The organism is Janthinobacterium sp. GW822-FHT07H11, assembly GCF_058798615.1.
In genome coordinates, this window is sequence record NZ_CM179507.1 from 2710991 (window position 1) to 2728441 (window position 17451).

At 63.7% G+C, this 17451-nt stretch carries 17 protein-coding genes; 7 read left to right on the plus strand and 10 right to left on the minus strand.

The annotated features are described in order from the left end of the window. Positions 1–19: 19 nt before the first annotated feature. From AC3RCJ_RS12155 to AC3RCJ_RS12170, 4 genes are all read right to left on the minus strand, one after another. Positions 20–784: a PEP-CTERM sorting domain-containing protein gene (locus AC3RCJ_RS12155; protein WP_492963156.1), complete on the minus strand. Its 765-nt coding sequence runs from the start codon at positions 782–784 to the stop codon at positions 20–22. 198 nt (positions 785–982) lie between these two features. Further along, positions 983–1153: a hypothetical protein gene (locus AC3RCJ_RS12160; protein WP_175533359.1), complete on the minus strand. Its 171-nt coding sequence runs from the start codon at positions 1151–1153 to the stop codon at positions 983–985. A gap of 160 nt (positions 1154–1313) precedes the next feature. Continuing rightward, positions 1314–1880, minus strand: coding sequence for a PEP-CTERM sorting domain-containing protein (locus tag AC3RCJ_RS12165; RefSeq protein WP_492963157.1), 567 nt, complete (start codon positions 1878–1880; stop codon positions 1314–1316). A 300-nt stretch (positions 1881–2180) separates the two neighbouring features. Next, positions 2181–2732 (minus strand): GbsR/MarR family transcriptional regulator, encoded by a 552-nt coding sequence (locus AC3RCJ_RS12170; RefSeq protein ID WP_492963158.1) that lies wholly within the window; start codon positions 2730–2732, stop codon positions 2181–2183. Between the two features lie 141 nt (positions 2733–2873). Between AC3RCJ_RS12170 and cydD the strand changes: the two genes are divergently transcribed. The 5 genes from cydD to cydX all read left to right on the plus strand — a co-directional run bounded on the left by cydD (position 2874) and on the right by cydX (position 9247). Next, positions 2874–4562 carry a thiol reductant ABC exporter subunit CydD gene (gene cydD / locus AC3RCJ_RS12175; protein WP_492963159.1) on the plus strand — a complete coding sequence of 563 codons (1689 nt, stop codon included), beginning with the start codon at positions 2874–2876 and terminating at the stop codon, positions 4560–4562. After that, entirely contained in the window at positions 4559–6241 is a 1683-nt protein-coding gene (locus tag AC3RCJ_RS12180) for an amino acid ABC transporter ATP-binding/permease protein (protein ID WP_492963161.1), read from the plus strand. The genes cydD and AC3RCJ_RS12180 overlap by 4 nt, the downstream gene beginning before the upstream one ends. Before the next feature lie 124 nt (positions 6242–6365). After that, positions 6366–7940 carry a cytochrome ubiquinol oxidase subunit I gene (locus tag AC3RCJ_RS12185; protein ID WP_492963163.1) on the plus strand — a complete coding sequence of 525 codons (1575 nt, stop codon included), beginning with the start codon at positions 6366–6368 and terminating at the stop codon, positions 7938–7940. Positions 7941–7953: 13 nt separating this feature from the next. Next, entirely contained in the window at positions 7954–9108 is a 1155-nt protein-coding gene (gene cydB, locus AC3RCJ_RS12190; RefSeq protein ID WP_492963165.1) for a cytochrome d ubiquinol oxidase subunit II, read from the plus strand. A 22-nt stretch (positions 9109–9130) separates the two neighbouring features. After that, positions 9131–9247 carry a cytochrome bd-I oxidase subunit CydX gene (gene cydX / locus AC3RCJ_RS12195; protein ID WP_215408054.1) on the plus strand — a complete coding sequence of 39 codons (117 nt, stop codon included), beginning with the start codon at positions 9131–9133 and terminating at the stop codon, positions 9245–9247. A 114-nt stretch (positions 9248–9361) separates the two neighbouring features. Here the strand turns inward: cydX and AC3RCJ_RS12200 are convergent, their stop codons facing one another. From AC3RCJ_RS12200 to AC3RCJ_RS12210, 3 genes are all read right to left on the minus strand, one after another. Further along, the gene (locus AC3RCJ_RS12200; RefSeq protein WP_492963167.1) at positions 9362–10072 is read right to left on the minus strand and encodes a PEP-CTERM sorting domain-containing protein; all 711 of its coding nucleotides are present in this window, start codon (positions 10070–10072) and stop codon (positions 9362–9364) included. Positions 10073–10276: 204 nt separating this feature from the next. Further along, on the minus strand, positions 10277–10522 hold the full coding sequence (locus AC3RCJ_RS12205) for a hypothetical protein (RefSeq protein WP_492963169.1): 246 nt from the start codon (positions 10520–10522) through the stop codon (positions 10277–10279). Positions 10523–10609: 87 nt separating this feature from the next. Next, complete coding sequence (locus AC3RCJ_RS12210; protein ID WP_492963171.1) at positions 10610–10789, minus strand: hypothetical protein; 180 nt, start codon at positions 10787–10789, stop codon at positions 10610–10612. A 175-nt stretch (positions 10790–10964) separates the two neighbouring features. Between AC3RCJ_RS12210 and AC3RCJ_RS12215 the strand changes: the two genes are divergently transcribed. Beyond that, positions 10965–11684: a hypothetical protein gene (locus tag AC3RCJ_RS12215; RefSeq protein ID WP_492963173.1), complete on the plus strand. Its 720-nt coding sequence runs from the start codon at positions 10965–10967 to the stop codon at positions 11682–11684. A gap of 4 nt (positions 11685–11688) precedes the next feature. On the opposite strand, the gene AC3RCJ_RS12220 is transcribed toward AC3RCJ_RS12215, so the two are convergent. Further along, entirely contained in the window at positions 11689–12255 is a 567-nt protein-coding gene (locus tag AC3RCJ_RS12220) for a methylated-DNA--[protein]-cysteine S-methyltransferase (RefSeq protein ID WP_492963175.1), read from the minus strand. Positions 12256–12367: 112 nt separating this feature from the next. On the opposite strand from AC3RCJ_RS12220, the gene AC3RCJ_RS12225 reads away from it, so the two are divergent. Beyond that, positions 12368–13126, plus strand: a complete 759-nt coding sequence (locus tag AC3RCJ_RS12225; protein WP_492963177.1) for a nucleotidyltransferase domain-containing protein — start codon at positions 12368–12370, stop codon at positions 13124–13126. Between the two features lie 3 nt (positions 13127–13129). On the opposite strand, the gene AC3RCJ_RS12230 is transcribed toward AC3RCJ_RS12225, so the two are convergent. Both AC3RCJ_RS12230 and AC3RCJ_RS12235 read right to left on the minus strand, forming a co-directional pair. Beyond that, positions 13130–14938: a carbohydrate binding domain-containing protein gene (locus AC3RCJ_RS12230; RefSeq protein ID WP_492963179.1), complete on the minus strand. Its 1809-nt coding sequence runs from the start codon at positions 14936–14938 to the stop codon at positions 13130–13132. 181 nt (positions 14939–15119) lie between these two features. Continuing rightward, entirely contained in the window at positions 15120–17363 is a 2244-nt protein-coding gene (locus AC3RCJ_RS12235) for a TonB-dependent siderophore receptor (protein ID WP_492965606.1), read from the minus strand. Between the last annotated feature and the right edge of the window lie 88 nt (positions 17364–17451).

A 17451-nucleotide genomic window follows, 5' to 3' on the forward strand; every position in this document is an offset into this window, starting at 1 on the left:
AATGTCCGCACTCTATCCTCTACCTGTTCCCCTTTTCCCGTGCCGTGGCCTTCCTGCGCCAGCGCCAGCCGATCAAGCCCAAGCCCGCCAGCAGCATGGCATGCGTCTGCGGCTCCGGCACTGCTGACAGGATGGGTTCGGAATAAATCGTCAACATGATATCGCGCAAACTGACATGGGCCAGCGAGGGGTTGGAGATGTAATGACAACAAAGATAGGGATCGGGATCGCGGATGTGCGCCCATTGTGCCTTTGCATCCGTCGTCAGCATGGCATCGAAGCGGATGGAAAAATCCTGTGTCAGCGACAGGCCGGAAGCGCCGACCAGGAGCTCGCCGCTGGAATTGAAGAGTGTTTTCGACTGGCCGGCGCCGATTGCGCTGCCGTCGGCCAGGCGCGTCTCGACGGCCAGGGTCGCCGACGAGTAGGAGTATCCTGGCGAGATTTCATCGTACTCCTTGTAATTCTCCCATCCCAGAGCGACCAGGTGGGCGCTGAATACATTGCTCTGCAGGCTGTATCCCGTGATGCGGTAGCCATCCTTTACGCTGATCTGCATGGTATCGCCATACGGCAGGGTTTTCGGTGCAGGGCGCGGCTCGTAGGGCAGCGCGTCATCCCATGACTGCAGGGCGTTGTTTTCGTCGTAACTGCCAAAGGCGATGCGGCTGACGCCCGGCTGGTCCGATGCCAGATAGTCCGCCCAGCTACTTTGTGTTCCGCTTGTCAGGAAGGTAAAGGCATGGGTTTCCTGCCACGTATTACTCTGCGCGGAAGCCTGCATGGATGACAATGTCAAGATGCTGGCGGCCAGATACAGTCGGACTCGATGCATTTCTTTCCCCTTGGGCGCGTATTCTCGCCCGTGACTTTGCCAGCGGCGCCGGCACAAGAGTCGTTATCATATTCTTATCGAATTGAGAGAAATGCTTCAATTGTCACTTTATTACTATCATGGTGCGGCGATGCGCGCCGTGAGGGACTATGGTTGCGCGGACAGTACCACTGACAGCAGGTAGAGGATGGGGGCCGCGCTCAGCATGGCCACGACCAGGGGGGCGCGCTTCCTGTTCGCCAGGCGCAAGCGTTCACGCGCCGGCAGGTGGCGCCGCAGGATGCCGGGGCGACGCGTGCGCAAATGCGGTTGATGCATGAAGGACTCCTCGCAAAGTGGCTGGTGATGCCGTCCAGCATAGCGAGGGGGGTCTAAAAATGGTGTAAACAGTGGGCCTGGCGCCGCAAGCGCGGCGTAAACAGGCCGCTGGCGGTGAAGGCGGCAGCGGGCGCCGTTGCGCCGCTGCCGCTGGTGATGCTTACTTTCCCTGGCGGCGGCGTGCCAGGAAGCCCAGCAGGCCCAGGCCGGCGAGCAGCATGGCATAGGTTTCAGGTTCCGGCACGGCGGAAATGAAGGCCCTGTAGTTGCTCAGGTCCTTGGGCAGGCCCGCCACCGTGAACGTGGTGCCGGCAGCCACGGGCGCGGCCCAGTGGAACACCAGTTCGCCCTGGCCGAAGTGGATGGCCAGGTAGTCATAGGCCGCCGCGCTCGTATAGGAGTTGACGCCGCCGCTCAGGCCGGCCGTGGTGCCGGCCGTGCAGCCCGAGGTGGCGCTGTTGCAATATGAAACGGCGGCGCCCAGACTGGTGCCGAACACGCCATTGATATAGCCCTGAATATCGGACGGGCTTTGCGGCACGAGATTATCGTCATAATATTTCACCTGCAGTGCCGGCGACGGCGAGTAGGTGACGGTGCTGCCGGCGATGACGAAACCGCTGGCCGGACCCACATCGACCCAGGTGGCCGCTTGCGCCGCACTTGCCAGTACGGTCATCGCGGCCAGCATGGATGCCTTGACGGCAATGCGCTTTATGCTTTTCATGAAAATCCCCTTGTGCTAAGACTAACGCTTCATCGTGTGGGAATGCGTCCCTGCATGCCGGGGATCTCATCCCATTGCCCGTTTTTATCTATTTCCTGCGCGTAGAGAGTACGCAAATGAAAGCTTACTCTTGATGTAAATTAATACAATTTAAATAATACTATTGGTTCAGTTGACAACATCGCATACAGCTATGCATGGCTGTGCTAGCGATGTTCGCAACAACGTTCGGAAATAGCGTGACAGGAAATGTCCGCGCGTGCTAGCGGCATTCCGGGCGGAAAGAGGGGAGGCGGGGTGTCAGTCGCTGTTGTTGCTGACGCCAAACAGGCGGTCCTTGGCGTTGAGCAGTTTTTGTACCTTGGCGCCCATCTTCATCAGCTGCGCCATCGATTCGGGCGACAGGCGCTGCAAGTCGTCGAACCAGGTATTGGCCAGGTCGACCAGTTCATACATTTCGCGCATGCGTTCCTGCGCATAGTGATCGACGGGTTCCGTGGCGGGCGTGAGCAGTGATTCGCGCAGCACCGTCAGGGTGGGCGCCACTTCGCGGCGGCGGCGTTCGGCCGCCACCACGCGGAAGATTTGCCACACGTCGCCCAGCGACGAGAAGTACTCGCGCCGGTCGCCGGGGATGCGCGACTGGCGGATCAGGCCCCAGCCCTGCAATTCCTTCAGGCCGATGCTCACGTTCGAGCGTGAAAAACTCAGGTGCTCCGCAATTTCGTCCGCATGCAAGGGGTGCTCCGCGACAAACAACAAGGCGTACACTTGTCCCACCGTGCGGTTGAAGCCCCAGCGGCTGCCCATCTCGCCGAAATGGCTGACGAAGGTCAGGATCAGCGGTGTCATGTGGATATTTTGAGTTTTCATAATTATCTGAAATTTTTGCACGCCGATCAGGTCGGGTCAATTGATATATGTCATGTTTCGCAGTATTATACAAAAAATCGAATTTACAGAAAATTCTGAAAACTCAAGAAGTATAAGACGATGCCCACCACGCCACTTGCCTTGCCCCGCTTTCTCCTTCCCCGTGTCCCCAGCCTGGTGCAAGGCGGCGCGGCCTTGCTGTGGCTGCCGCAAGCGGCCCTGCTGGCCTGGGCCCTGCAAGCCATGCTCGATGGCGCGCCCTGGCGCGCGGCCCTGCTGCCCGCGGCCGGCGTGCTGCTGCTGGGCGTGCTGCGCGCCTGGGGCGAAGCGTGGGGCGCGCGGCGCATGTATGCGGCGGCGCGCGCCCACCTGTCGACCTTGCGCGCGCAAGTGGCGCAGGCGCTGGCGCGCCGTTCGCCGCTGGATCGCCAGCGCGCCCAGTCGGGACAGGCTGCCAGCGTCATCGCCGAACAGGCCGAGGCCATCGTGCCCTACCTGGTGCGCTACAGGCCGGCGCGCTGGAAGGTGCTGACCGTGCCCCTCGTGATCCTCGCCGTGGTGACGCCGCTGTCGTGGATCGCCGCGCTGATCCTGCTCATCGCCGCGCCGCTGATTCCCGTCTTCATGGCCCTGGTCGGCATAGGCGCGCAGGCGGCCAGCCGCGCGCAGATGGTGGAAATGGGCAGCATGAACGCGTTCCTGCTGGACCGCCTGCGCGGCCTGGCCACTCTGCGCGCGCTCGGTGCCGTCGATGCCACGGCCGCGCGGCTCGATGCCTCGTCGCAATCCGTGCGCCGGCGCACGATGGTGGTGCTGCGCATCGCCTTTTTATCGTCGGCCGTGCTGGAACTGTTTTCCGCGCTGGGCGTGGCCATGGTGGCCGCCTTCATCGGCTTTTCCTTGTTGGGCAGCATTAATTTCGGTACCTGGGGCCGGGAACTGACGCTGGGGCAGGGCATGTTCATCTTGCTGCTGGCGCCCGCCTTCTTCGAACCGCTGCGCGAGCTGGCGGCCGTCTGGCATGACAAGGCGGCCGGCGAAGCGGGCCTGGTCGGCCTGCACGACCTGGCGGGCGAGGGCGTCGCCCTGCCTGGCGCCAGCGTGGAAGTGGCCGCCGTTTCCGCCGCCGCCATGGCGGTGGCAGCGCCGCCCGCCATTGCCATCCATCAACTGCGCTTTGCCCATCCCGGCGAAGCGCCCGTGTTCGACGGCTTTGACTTGAGCGTGCGCGCCGGCGAACACGTGGCCCTGCTGGGCGCCAGCGGCGCCGGCAAGACCACCTTGCTGTCCCTGCTGGCCGGCTTGCTGCCCGCCAGCGGCGGCGAGATCCGCATCGGCGGCGTGCGCCTGAACGACGGCAGCGTGAACACCTTGCGCCAGCGCATGGCCTGGATGGGCCAGCGGCCCCATGTATTTGCCGCTTCCGTCAGCCAGAACGTGACCCTGGGCCGCCTCGGTGCGAACGCGGCGCAGGTGACGCAGGCGCTGCACCTGGCCGACCTGGCCGGCGTGGCGCAGGCGCAGCCGGCCGTCATGCTCAGCGACGGCGGCCAGGGCTTGTCGGGCGGCGAAGCCGTGCGCCTGGCCCTGGCCCGCGTGGCCCTGCATCCGCATGCCGATCTGCTGCTGGTCGATGAGCCGACGGCCCACCTGGACAGCGAAACGGCGGCGCGCGTCACGGACGCCTTGCTGGCCCTGGCGCAAGGCAAGACGATGCTCGTCGCCACGCACGACCCCGTGCTGGCCGCCCGCCTGCAGCGCACGGTGCAGGTCGATGCGCAGGCGCCAATGCAGGAGCGGCGCGCATGAAACCCTCCCTCCTGTCGCACCCCGTCCTGCGGCAACTGCTGCTGGCCCAGCCCGGCAAACTGATCGCCGGCGCCGTGCTGGCCGCCCTGACGGCCGTGGCTGGCATGGCGTTATTGGGCCTGTCCGGCTGGTTCATCACGGCCACCTCGATTGCCGGCCTGCATGCGTCCACCGCCATCGTCTTCGACGTTTTCGGCCCGTCGGCCGGCATCCGCCTGCTGGCCATCGGCCGCACGGGCTCGCGCTATGCGGAACGGCTCGTCACGCACGACGCCACGTTTGCCGCGCTGGCGGCCATCCGCGTGCAGCTGTTTCGCGGCTGGTCGCGCCCCGAGGCGGCGGGCCGCCTGCTGCGCCAGCCCGCCCGGCTGCTGTTTCGCCTGACGGCCGACATCGACGCGCTTGAAGCGCTGTATTTGCGCCTGCTGGTGCCCGCCTTCACGGCCCTGTGCGCGGCCTTGCTGGCCGGCGTGGCGCTGGGCCTCATGCGGTGGCAGCTGGGCCTGGGCCTGGCGCTGTGGCTGCTGGCCGCCGGCGGCGGCATCGGCTGGCTGGTCGCGCGCGGCGCCCGCCGTCCCGCCATCGTGCGTACACGCGCCATCGAAAAACTGCGCTCCGGCGCCATCGACCTGGTGGCGGGCCAGACGGACCTGGTGATGGCCGGCCGCATCGAGGCCCAGTGCGCGGCGCTGGCGCGCATCGACGCCTCGCTGGCGCAAGCCGATGTCGCCCTGCAGCGCCTGGAGACGGCGGCCGGTGCCGCCTACGGCGTGGCCGGCAGCGCGACCTTGGCCGGTGTGCTGCTGGCCGTGGCCGCGCTGGCGCAGCAGCAAACGCTGAGCGTGCCGCTGGCGGCCCTGGCCCTGCTGGTCGCGCTGACGGCCGTGGAACCGTTCGCGGGACTGCGCCGCGGCGCGCTGGAGGCGGGGCGCATGCTGCTGGCCATGCGTCGCCTGGCGCCGCGCCTCGATGGCCGGGAAGCCGCCGCGCCGCCGGCTGACAGCGCGCCGGGCTTGCGCCTGGAGCGCGTGAGCGCCGCGCATGCGGGCAGTAATGTTGCAATTTTGCATGACGTATCGCTGCACATCGCCGATGGCGAGCGCGTGGCCGTGATCGGCCCCAGCGGCGCGGGCAAGTCCACCTTGCTGGCCATCGCCGCGCGCGAACTGGCACCGCTGTCGGGGAGCGTCAGCGCGCCGCGCGCCTGCCTGCTGACGCAGAAGACGCAACTGTTCCAGGACAGCCTGCGCGACAACCTGCGCCTGGCCGACCCGTCCGCCAGCGACGAACAGCTGTGGGCGGCGCTGCACGCGGCCGGGCTGGACGGCGAGGTGCGGGCTTTCGCGAGCGGCCTGGATACCATGCTGGGCGAGGGCGGCCTGGGCTTGTCCGGCGGCCAGGCGCGGCGCTTGGCGCTGGCGCGCCTGTTCCTGCACGCATCGACCTTGTGGCTGCTGGACGAGGCGACGGAAGCGCTCAATGCGCAGACGGCCAGCGATGTCCTGCAGCGCCTGGCCGCGCGCAGCGAAGGGCGCAGCTTGCTGATCGCAACCCACTTGCGGCGCGAAGCGGCGCTGGCGGACCGGCTGCTCAGCCTGCGCGATGGCCGCATCGTCGGCGACGTGCGGCGTGGCACGCCAGCCTTCGAGGCGGCGCTGGCGGGCTTGCGCGCAGATTAAGGAATCAAGGAAAGACGGGAGACACAGGCGGTCCGTATGCCAGCCTGAGGGCGGCGGAACCAATCGAATCGCATCAGATAGATACCAAGTTTACAATTCAGTAGGGAAACACCAAGGAAATCATATGGACTTCGATATTGTCGCTTTATCCAGACTGCAGTTTGCGCTGACAGCTCTGTACCACTTTATATTCGTTCCGCTGACGATAGGCCTGTCAGTGATCCTCGCCATCATGGAGACGGTTTACGTGATGACGAACCGCCCCATCTGGCGCGATATGACCAAGTTCTGGGGTGTCTTGTTCGGCATCAACTTCGCCATGGGCGTGGCGACGGGCATCGTCATGGAATTCCAGTTCGGCATGAACTGGAGCTATTACAGCCATTACGTGGGCGACATCTTCGGCGCGCCGCTGGCCATCGAGGGCTTGATGGCTTTCTTCCTGGAAGCGACCTTCGTCGGCCTGTTCTTCTTCGGCTGGGACAAGCTGTCGAAGCGGGGCCATTTGGTCACGACCTGGCTGGTCGCCATCGGCTCGAACTTCTCGGCCCTGTGGATTCTGATCGCCAACGGCTGGATGCAAAATCCCGTCGGCGCGGCCTTCAATCCGCAGACCATGCGCATGGAAGTGACGGATTTCGGCGCCGTGCTGACGAATCCTGTTGCTCAGGCGAAATTCGTGCACACGGTGTCGGCCGGCTATACGGCGGCGGCCATCTTCGTGCTCGGTATTTCCGCCTGGTATCTGCTGAAGGGCCGCCACGTGCAGCTGGCCAAGCGCTCGATGACGGTGGCCGCCTCGTTCGGCCTGGCCGCCACCTTGTCGGTGGTGGTGCTCGGCGATGAAAGCGGCTACCTGTCGTCCGAACATCAAAAAATGAAGCTGGCCGCGATCGAGGCCATGTGGACCACGGAGCCGGCGCCCGCCGCCTTCACGGCCTTCGGCTTCCCCGACGCGACAGCGCGCGAGACGCATTACGCCGTGCATATCCCGATGGTGATGGGCCTGATCGGCACGCGTTCGCTGACGACGGAAATCCCCGGCATCGAGCAGCTGGTCGACCGTGGCGAGCTGCTGATACAGGATGGCATCAAGGCCTATGACGCGCTGCAGACCATCCGCAGCGTGGCGCCGGGCAGCCCCGTGCCGCAGGACGCGAAGGACATGTTCGAGTCGAAAGGCCACTCCATGGGCTACGCCTTGTTATTGAAACGCTATGTCGACGACCCGCGCCAGGCCACGCCCGAGCAGATCCGCAAGGCCGCGCTCGACACCGTCCCGCCCGTGGCGCCCCTGTTCTGGTCCTTCCGCGTGATGGTGGGCCTGGGCATGTTCTTTATCTTGTTGACTGGCACGTTCTTCATCCTGTCGACGCGCCGCACGCTGGACAAGCACCGCTGGCTGCTGAAACTGGCCGTGTTCGCCATCCCGCTGCCCTGGGTGGCCATCGAGGCGGGCTGGATCGTGGCCGAAGTGGGCCGCCAGCCGTGGGTCATCGAAGGCGTGCTGCCGACGGCCGTGGCCGTCTCGAACCTGGGCGCGACGACCTTGTTGATTACCATTGCCGGCTTTGCCGCCATCTACACCGTGCTGTTGGTGATCGAAATGAAGCTCATGCTCAAGGCCATCCGCAAGGGGCCGGAAGAGACGCCGCCGGCCTCCGCGCCCGCCGCAGCCATTCGTACCCAACACGCCTGAGGAGGACCGGACCATGATTTTGCATGAAATGATTTCTTATGAAACACTGCGCCTGATCTGGTGGCTGCTGATCGGCGTGCTGCTGGTGGGCTTTGCCATCACGGACGGCTTCGACCTGGGCACGGGCATCCTGCTGCCCTTCGTCGGCAAGACAGACCTCGAGCGCCGCGTCGTCATCAACAGTATCGGCCCCGTGTGGGAAGGCAACCAGGTGTGGCTGATCCTCGGCGGCGGCGCCATCTTCGCCGCCTGGCCGCAGCTGTACGCCGTGTCGTTCTCGGGCTTTTACCTGGCCATGTTCGTCATCCTCGTGGCGCTGATCGTGCGTCCCGTGGCGTTCAAGTTCCGCAGCAAGCGTGAAGACCCGCGCTGGCGCGCCCGCTGGGACGCGGCCCTGTTCGTGGGTGGCTTCGTGCCGGCCCTGATCTGCGGCGTGGCGATCGGCAACGTGCTGCAGGGCGTGCCGTTCCGTTTCTCGCCGGACATGCACATCTTCTATGACGGCACGTTCTTTGCGCTGCTCAATCCGTTCGCCTTGCTGTGCGGCCTCGTCTCGGTGGCCATGCTGGTGATGCACGGCGCCACCTGGCTGCAGCTGAAGACGGACGGTCTCGTCGCCGAACGGGCGCGCCGCTACGGCAGCGTGGCGGCGATGGCCACCGTGGTGCTGTATGCGGCAGCCGGCGTGGCCCTGTGGCTGTGGGTCGATGGCTACCGCATCAGCAGCGCCGTCGTCGCCGACGGTCCGTCGAATCCGATGCTGAAAACGGCGCACGTGCACGCGGGCGCCTGGTTCCTCAACTTCGCGGCCCATCCGTGGACCTGGATCGCCCCGGCGGCCGGCCTGCTTTGCCCGCTGCTGGCCTTCGCCTTGTTGCGCGCGCGCCGCGAAGTGCCGGCCCTGCTGGCCAGTGCGGCGGCCATCGCCGGCATCATCCTCGGCGTGGGCGCGGCCATGTTCCCGTTCATCCTGCCTTCGTCGATCGACCCGCGCGCCAGCCTGACGGTGTGGGATTCCTCGTCCAGCCACATGACGCTGTTCATCATGCTGGTCGTCACGGCCGTCTTCATTCCCCTCATCGTGGCCTACACGACCTGGGTATATAAAGTGCTGTGGGGCAAGGTTGATGCAAAAGCCATCAACGACGACAGCGGTCATGCCTACTAAGAATTTACGAAAGGAATTAACTATGTGGTATTTCGCCTGGATACTGGGTCTGCCGCTGGCGGCGACCTTCGCCGTGCTCAATGCGATGTGGTATGAAGTCGCCGATGGCGACACGACGCCCGAGCAGTACCGCGACTAGTTTTACTGGTCGCGTGACGTATTGACCAGCCCCGCCCGACGCGTACGCATCCGGCGGGGCTGTTTATTATGATCTGCGCAAACGCATTATTAGTGCTTGCGCAGTGTCGCATTCTCAATGCTTACTGCCGCGCCCCGTCTTGCGCGCAAAGGCGCCCAGCAGGGCCAGGCCGCCCAGCAGCATGCCGTAGCTTGCCGGCTCGGGCACCGGCGAGACGTGGCCCTTGGTCAGGGAGGTCAGGTGGCCGTTGACAATCAAGTAGTCTTGGTACAGGCCATAACGGTAGTTGAAGGTGGCTGATGTGAAATCGGCCAGAGTCAATGTTTTGGTCGGTATGCCGGTGCTTGAAAAGGCGTTACCACTCGCATCGGCCAAGGTCAGGGACTGACCGATGTAGATGGTAGAGCCGCCGCCAGCGTCGGTGATCGTAAACTCGTCGGTTGCGCCGTTTTGGACGGTGAGTCTGCTGCCGTAGGCATTGTGGAACTCTCCATAGCCGGATTGATCGAAGGTCAGCGTCATGAAATTATTCTCCGAGCAGGCATAGGTAGTGTTGCTGCCCGAGGGCGCATTTCCCGTACAGCTTGTTGATTCCGATGCCGTGTCGTAAGAAAACGTACCATGCACGGTGTAGCCTGTTTTGAACAGGTATCCATAGGGCATTGTGCTAGAGCTGACCTCCGTTGGCGACAGCAAGCCTTCGTTCTTTTCCACCATGAGATCAACCACGCCCGTGAATTGATACATAATGACTTCAGCATGCGCCTGGCTGGCGCACGCAGCCATGGTAAGTAGCGTAAGCGGAATGAATTTGGACAATTTCATGATAATCCCATTAATATAAAAAATACAATTTAATTTCAAAGCGCAATATTGTCAAATGTAATTTACTTTAAAATAATTTTATATTTTCTGCTATCGATGGCTGGGCTGTTTGCCGCTACCTGTCGTGGTCCCGCCGGCTTGGCAAGATGAAGCATCGATGGAGGTCTTGCGCACGGTGACGCGTGCCGGGCCGGCGCATTGCGCCTAGAGCAAAATGAACTCACCGCGGATGCGCAGTTTCATGCCGCGCGGCGCATCCATGCCCGCCGTCACGGCCCAGGCTGCGACCCAGCGCGCGCAGCGTTCATGTGCTGCCGCATCGTGCAGCCGTTGCAAGCGCGCATAGGCCAGGTCGATATGCCGGGCCAGATACAGGTGTGGCCCATAGGATTTTTTTTCTGGAATGCCGCATGACACTCCCTTTTCCGCGTGCTTACTTCCTTGGGTCATGGCATCGCCATCTACGCATGGGCGCGCCGTTCAGGTTCAGCGGAGGATAAAAAAATGCCACCGCAAGGGTGGCTGGCGGCTGCGCCTTCAGGTGGGTGCCTCGTTCGATGGCTTGGGAATGGCAATGGCAATCGGATCGCTGGCCGGAAAGCTTTCTTTCAATGCTTCATCGAGTGCTTGCTCGGCATGGCTTTCGCCGGCTGGCGTGGGCGAATCGCGCTCCGGTGGCGGGGCGGGTGCGGTGGCGGCGTTGGTGCTGGAATGCATGGTATTCCCCTCGCAATCATTGTCCGGCAACGCCATGCGGCCGGGATGGCCATGGCGCGGACGGATGCTTCCAGCCTAGCACAGCGCGCAAAAACAGCGCGCCCGCTGCGCCAGCGGCGGCGCTGACATGGCGGCGTCTGCTACACTGCGCTCCACTTTGACCGATGGAACCGCCATGACTTCCCTATCCCTGCCATACCGCGCCACCGCCCTTGACGCTTGCGCCTGGCTGGCGCAACAGACGGGCACGCCTTGGACCCTGGTGCGTTTGCTCGAGCAGGGCGGCTTGCCGTATGTCTGGCTCGACTACAGCGAGCAGTGGGCCGAGCTGTTCCATGACGGCGTGACGCGCTATGCGGCGCCCGTCGTGTTTATCGAGGACAAACAGCACCTGGCCTCGGGCGCCGGCGACGTATGGCTGCGTTTTACGCGCGATTCGGGCAATCTCCCCATCGAACTGAAAGGGCAGGGCTTGCGCGTGCCGCTCGACGGCCTGCATTTCCAGGAGCGCGACCTGTTGCGTTTGCTCAAGGAACTCCAGCACCCGCAGCCGGCCGAAGCGGAATCGGACAAGGCGCCCGTGGTCTTGCCCAGCGCCCTGAAGGGCCTGGGGCGCGAGCAGATACTGATTGCCTTTGCCGGCGTGGGCAAGGTCGACCTGGACAAAGGCATGGCCGGCGGCGTGGGTATCTTTGGCGACGATGGCGCGCGCGTGCGCAAGAATTCGCGCGGCGGCAAGAACAGCCACCTGTGGCATCCGGTGACCCTGGCGTTCGGCTTGCACGATGTGCACCGCGTGCCGATGGCGCACCTGAAAAAGGCCTTCGCCACGCAACCGTTGCTGCGCGAGTGGAAGGCGGACTGGCTGGAATCGCTGCGCCTGCTGGGCGAATAAAGGCCTAGAACAGGCAGCCTTGCGCCGTATCAATGTGCACGGCGCGGCGCCGCGCGTGGCCCGTCTTCAGGGCTTCGCGGTCGCTGGACAGGGAAATACCTTCCAGCGCCAGTAACGTTTCCTTCGCATGCAGGCCGCCCGCAAAGCCCGTCAGCTCGCCCGTGGCGCCGATGACGCGGTGGCAGGGGGCGATGATGGAGATGGGATTCCTGCCGTTGGCGGCGCCCACGGCGCGCACGGCGGCGGGGCGGCCGATCTGGCGCGCGATCTCGCCATAGCTGCGCGTCTGGCCGTACGGTATCGTCAGCAGCGCGCGCCACACTTCCTGCTGGAACGCGGTGCCGGCAAAATCGAGCGGCAGCTCAAAATGCTGGCGCGCGCCGGCAAAATACTCGCCCAACTGGCGCGCCGTCTGCTGCAGCACGGCGCAACCGTCATCGACGCGCATGTCGCCCAGGCGCACGCGGCCGGGCTTGTCGTTTTCCCACAGGATGGCCGCCAGGGCCGCGCCGCGCGCCACCAGGGTCAGTTCGCCCACGGGCGAGGGCACCACGATACATACGGTTTCCATGTCGCTTCCTTGACCACGCACGCCGTGCGAATGAGATGGCGTCAGTGTAGCAGGATGGCGACTGCACGCATATTGCTGGTAGGATAACGTTTTTCGACATGGAGCACCGGCTTTGACGACGATTCCCACCTACGAGGCCATCCGCGCCATTGCCGTGCGGCTGGTGCACGAGCGCTATCCCACGGCCGTGGCGGCCATCATCGGCGGCTCGTTCGCCACGGGCCGGCAAACGCCCACTTCCGATATCGACTTGCTGCTGCTGTTCGAGCACGTCGATTGCGCCTGGCGCGACACCATCGTGGCCGAAGGGCGCACGGTGGAATTGTTCGGCCACGATCTGGCCACGTTCACGTATTTTTGCAAGGAAATAGATGCGCCCGGCGGCACGGTGCCGCTGGCGATGATGGTGGTCGAAGGGGAAAACATCGTCGCCGCCGGCGACGCCTACGCGCAGATGCACGCGCTGGCGCAAGCCATCGACGGGGCCGGACCGCCCGTGCTCGACGCGGAAAACCTGCAGCGCCGCCGCTACGCCATCACCACCGCGCAGGAAGACCTGGTCGACAGCACGCACCCGGGCGAGGCGCTGGCCGTCGCTTGCCAGCTGTACGAAGCGCTGGCCGACCTGCACCTGCGCGCGGCGGGGCAGTGGAGCGGCGGCGGCAAGCATCTGTTCCGCCGCCTGCAGGCCTTCGACGCCGCCATCGCCGGGCAGCTCGACGGCGCGCTGCGCCTGGTGGCCGGCGACTTGCCGGCCGGCCAGCAGGCGTTTGCGCAAGTGACCGCCGCCGTGCTGGCGCCCGCGGGCGGTCCCCTGTTGCAAGGTTTTACCTTGCCGGCGCCCGCGCACTGGCGCTGCGCACGGGAGTGAGTCTTACTGCTGTGGCCAGCGCTGCGGATAATGCTGCTTGATGTAGTCGGCGACGGCTTTCACGTCGGCATAGCCGGCATTGCCGCGCCAGGCCGTGTACATGAAGCCGTTGACGCCCGTCACGCCATTGCTTTCCGCCTGCGCCAGCGCCTCCATCCAGGAATGCACATTCCCGGTTTCGAGGGCGCGGTCGTCATAATAGCCGGCGATCATTTGCCGATGCCCGAGGCCATGGAAGAATTCCAGCGATGCCTTGCGCTTGGCGGTTCCTTCATCGCTCCAGTTGACGATGATCGTCGTCGCTTTCAAGCCTAGCCATGAGTTGCTGAGGTCGCCGTTGACGGCCCAGTATTTCGGAATGGCGTTCATCTTCGGATCGAACATGTCATTCCACACATACAGTTCCAGATTCGGATACGCTTGCAGCAGGGTTTCCTGGTGTTTCTCGATCATGTTCGCCAGGTATTTGCCGGCTGTGATGTTGCCGCAGGCAGGATCCCAGTTGAGCACCCGATTTTCATCATAGTAGAGGAAGAATTTTGTCGGGGCGTCGAGCAGACCGTGGATATTGTCGTAATATTGTTTCTGGATATCGAAGAATTTCTGATAGCAGGCGCTGGCCGGCGTACCCCACATGGCCGTCATGTTCTGCGCCGACTGATAGGCCGATACGCGCAGGATGGCACCTTCGCCGATGCTGCTTTGCGCGGGAAGGCTTAGCGCTTCCGTGTCGACGACATAATCGAGCGATTCCACATATGTGATGCTGCCGTCTTCCGACTTGACCGTGACGGGCAAGGTCGCGGGATTGCGCCGTATCGTATGAGCCAGGCCGATCTGTTTGATTTCCAGATCATCGAGCCAGACGGTCCCGGCCTGCAGCAGATTCGCCTTCCAGCTGCCTATGTACAAATATGTCAGGGGATTGTTCCCCGTATTGAAGTCCAGATTATATTGTTTCCAATCCTGCGTGCTGGCCAGCGTGTTGCCGCTGCCATTCCAGGCGCCATTCTGCGTACCCCATCCCAGCCCGGCGCTGGCATTCGAGTACATGGGGGCCTTTGCCGTGGGGTCGGTAATTTGTATCCTGAAGGCGGCATCGGGATGATAGTCTTCAGTCTTGACCCAGAACGATGCGCGGTAGGCGGTATTCGGGCGCAAATTGTTTAACTTGCGGTGCAAACGGGCCATATTGCTGTCCCCAGCCTTGCTGAATTTAATCGAGCGCTGGCCCGTGTGCGCGACCGTATTGTCGACAACGCTGTTGCCTACCGTTTTTTCAAACAATTCCCATGCCGGGCTGTTGTTTTCAAAACCGGGATCGTCGATGACCGACATGCCGACAGGCACCGCGCGCCTGCCTTGCACGATGAACGGCGTATCGATGGTCGGCAAGGCCTCGATCAAGTCAGGCGCGGCGCTAACGGGGACTTCCGGACCGCCGCCGACCGGTATCAATTCGATGCCGTTATCCTTGGCCGCTTGTAGCACCAGGGCGAAATTGGGGAAGTAATTCGGATATCTGGCCGCCGTGGCGGGATTGAGCATGGCTACATAGGAACCGCTGCCACCCGCATTGAGCGCGATGCCGTTATAGCCTTCTGCCTTGGCCAGATGTATCAGTTCGATGACTTTGTTGAAACTGGCATCAGCTGTGGAAGCTGCCGCCGTAATATTGCCGCCGTAATAAATCCAGCGTTTTTCAAAGCAGTTCGTGCAAGGTGGCGTCGCCGCGTTTGCGGAAACCAGGGGCAGTACGCTGGCGCATAACGTCGCCAGCGCCGTCCAGATAATCGTCTCTTTCATCTTCATCAGATATTCCCATTTTAAATTTTTGATAATATCAAAAAATTATCAACGTGGGCACGTCTTCAGGATGATTGCCGGCTATTTCTATTCCATATCAATGCATGCGCTATCGCGCAAGCCATTGCCATTCAAGGCACGGCGGACAGGGCCGCATCCGCCGTGCCGGCGATGCGGCTACGATTCTTTAAAACGCCGTGCGCACGGTCAGGCTGATGTTGCGCGGTTCGCCCCAGAACACGCCGTCGAAGAAGCCCACGTTGCGGTAGTACTTTTTATCGAGCAAGTTGTTGACGTTCAGCTGCACGCTGGCGTGGCGGTTGATGGCATAGCTGGCCATGGCGTTGACCAGTGCATAGCCGGCCTGCGGGATATTCGTCATCTCGCCCGATGGCGGGCGGCCGTACCACGATTCGCTGTAGGTGGCGCTTTGCGCCGTCATGCTGGCGCCCGCCCTCAAACCGGCCAGGCGGCCGTCGAAGCGGTAGCTGGTGGCCAGGCGCAGCAAGTGGCGCGGCTGCGTGGTGGCGGCGCGGCGGCCATCGGCCTCGGCCGCGTGCAGATAGGTATAGCCGCCGCTCGCTTCCCAGGCGGGCGTGAGCTGGCCGGAGACGTCGAACTCGACGCCCTTGGCCGTCACGCCGGTGCCGTTGGCCACCATGGCCTGGCCGCCGTCGGGCAGCAAAAAGCCGGGCGGCACCGTGCGGTCCAGCTCGGCCATGTTCTTTTTCTTCGTGTGGAACAGGGCGGCCGACGCGTTCAGCTTGCCTTCATAGAATTCGCCCTTGATGCCCAGTTCCGCATTGTCGCCCGTTTCCGGCGCCAGGAACTGGTTGTTGCGGTCCTTGCTCGATTGCGGGTTGAACAGCTGCGTGAAGCTGGCGTAGGCCGAATATTGCTTGTTGATATCGAACACGGCGCCCACATACGGCGTGACTTCATTGCGCGTTTCCACGAAGTCGCCGCTGCCCGTGTACGCGCCTTGCGTGTTGTAGCTGCGCGTGTCGGTGCGGTAAGTACTGCTGCGCGCGCCGATGATCAGGTGCAGCGGGTCGGCCAGGCTCAATCGCGTGGCCACGTAGCCGCCCGCCAGGCGCGTGACGGTTTCCGTGTGCGAGCCGTCCGGGTGGAACACGGGGCGGGGAATGTTGCCCGTCCAGTTGCGGTAATCGGGGACGAAGTTCGGGTAGTTGATTTCCGCCTCGCCACCCAGCGAGCGGGCGCGCTGGTTGCCGCCGTTCCAGCCGATGATGGCCGTGTGCTTGCGCCCCAGCAAGGTGAATGGGCCGCTGGCGTAGACGTCGAAGTTGTCGCCCGTGGTCTTGCCCGGGCCATACGCGCCCGTCCACAGGAACATGCCTTCGCCCGTGGCCGGATCGGGCTTGCCGCCGCCCGCATAGGCGACGGTGGTGCGGTTCGTGCTTTCCGTGCGCGCGTAGCCCAGGTGCATGTTCCAGTTGCCGGGCAGGCGCTGGTCCAGCGAGGTGAAGATGGTGTGCTGCTTGTTGGCCCAGGTGCTCCATGGCGTCGTGAGGCTGGTGTTGCGCGGCAAGTTCGCCAGGCTGCCATCCGCATTCCAGTAGGGCACGGCGCCCCAGGTGGCGCCCGTCGGCTTGTTGTCCTGGAAGTCGACGCCGGCCGTCAGCAGGGTGCCGGGACGCACGTCCGCCTCGAGGATGACCATGCCGACCGTCTTGCGCTCGTGGTACATGTCCAGGTAGGAATCGCGTTTTTGCCACGCCAGGGAGGTGCGCGCGCGCACGCTGCCCTCCGCGTTCAGCGGCGTGGAGAGGTCGGCTTCGAAGCGCTGGTCATCCCAGCGGCCCATGATGAGACCGGCGCTGGCCTGGAATTCCTTCGTCGGACGCTTGCGTATCATGTTGATGGTGGCCGACGGGTCGCCCTTGCCGCCCATCAGGCCCGTGGCGCCGCGCACGACTTCGATGCGGTCGTACAGGATGGTGTCTTGCAGCGGTGCATTGCCGCCGCGCGCCATGCCGTCGATCTGGAGATTGTTGATGCCGAAGCCGCGCGCATAAAAGGTCGTGCGTTCCGTGTCGTTCTGGCCCACCTGGATGCCCGTCGTCTGCGCCAGGGCCTGGTCCAGGCGCACGGCGCCCAGGTCGTCGAGCAGCTGGCGCGTGATGACGCTGACCGATTGCGGCGTTTCGCGCAAGGACAGGTCCATGCGGGTGGCGCTGCGCGCTTCACCGGCCGTGTACGACTGCGTGCCTTCCGTGCCGGCCGTCGACTGGCCCAGCACGGTGACGGCCGGCATGGTGACGGGCGTGTCTTCTGGCACGGCATCGGCCGCCTGTGCCGGCAGGACAGCGCCGGCGGCAAGGCTGAACAGGGTGTAGCGCAAGAGGCGCGTCAGGGGACGCAAGGCGGGATGGGGGGCAGGGCGAGGTTCTATAGTCGATTGCATCATATTCCTGGAGTATTTTTAGTCGTAGTTTTCCTATCTCGTCTGGCGAAGTGCGCAGTAGCTGGTGGGGTGGCGTGGAGCTGGCCCGTGG

What these genes read in the sequence shown, in the direction of transcription:
- AC3RCJ_RS12220 (WP_492963175.1), bottom strand. Translation starts at nt 12,255, where the DNA reads ATGGAAACCGTATGTATCGTGGTGCCCTCGCCCGTGGGCGAACTGACC.
- AC3RCJ_RS12160 (WP_175533359.1), bottom strand. Translation starts at nt 1,153, where the DNA reads ATGCATCAACCGCATTTGCGCACGCGTCGCCCCGGCATCCTGCGGCGC.
- AC3RCJ_RS12230 (WP_492963179.1), bottom strand. Translation starts at nt 14,938, where the DNA reads ATGAAGATGAAAGAGACGATTATCTGGACGGCGCTGGCGACGTTATGC.
- AC3RCJ_RS12200 (WP_492963167.1), bottom strand. Translation starts at nt 10,072, where the DNA reads ATGAAATTGTCCAAATTCATTCCGCTTACGCTACTTACCATGGCTGCG.
- AC3RCJ_RS12235 (WP_492965606.1), bottom strand. Translation starts at nt 17,363, where the DNA reads ATGATGCAATCGACTATAGAACCTCGCCCTGCCCCCCATCCCGCCTTG.
- cydX (WP_215408054.1), top strand. Translation starts at nt 9,131, where the DNA reads ATGTGGTATTTCGCCTGGATACTGGGTCTGCCGCTGGCGGCGACCTTC.
- cydB (WP_492963165.1), top strand. Translation starts at nt 7,954, where the DNA reads ATGATTTTGCATGAAATGATTTCTTATGAAACACTGCGCCTGATCTGG.
- AC3RCJ_RS12155 (WP_492963156.1), bottom strand. Translation starts at nt 784, where the DNA reads ATGCAGGCTTCCGCGCAGAGTAATACGTGGCAGGAAACCCATGCCTTT.
- AC3RCJ_RS12210 (WP_492963171.1), bottom strand. Translation starts at nt 10,789, where the DNA reads ATGCATTCCAGCACCAACGCCGCCACCGCACCCGCCCCGCCACCGGAG.
- AC3RCJ_RS12185 (WP_492963163.1), top strand. Translation starts at nt 6,366, where the DNA reads ATGGACTTCGATATTGTCGCTTTATCCAGACTGCAGTTTGCGCTGACA.
- AC3RCJ_RS12180 (WP_492963161.1), top strand. Translation starts at nt 4,559, where the DNA reads ATGAAACCCTCCCTCCTGTCGCACCCCGTCCTGCGGCAACTGCTGCTG.
- AC3RCJ_RS12205 (WP_492963169.1), bottom strand. Translation starts at nt 10,522, where the DNA reads ATGACCCAAGGAAGTAAGCACGCGGAAAAGGGAGTGTCATGCGGCATT.
- AC3RCJ_RS12170 (WP_492963158.1), bottom strand. Translation starts at nt 2,732, where the DNA reads ATGACACCGCTGATCCTGACCTTCGTCAGCCATTTCGGCGAGATGGGC.
- AC3RCJ_RS12165 (WP_492963157.1), bottom strand. Translation starts at nt 1,880, where the DNA reads ATGAAAAGCATAAAGCGCATTGCCGTCAAGGCATCCATGCTGGCCGCG.
- AC3RCJ_RS12215 (WP_492963173.1), top strand. Translation starts at nt 10,965, where the DNA reads ATGACTTCCCTATCCCTGCCATACCGCGCCACCGCCCTTGACGCTTGC.
- cydD (WP_492963159.1), top strand. Translation starts at nt 2,874, where the DNA reads ATGCCCACCACGCCACTTGCCTTGCCCCGCTTTCTCCTTCCCCGTGTC.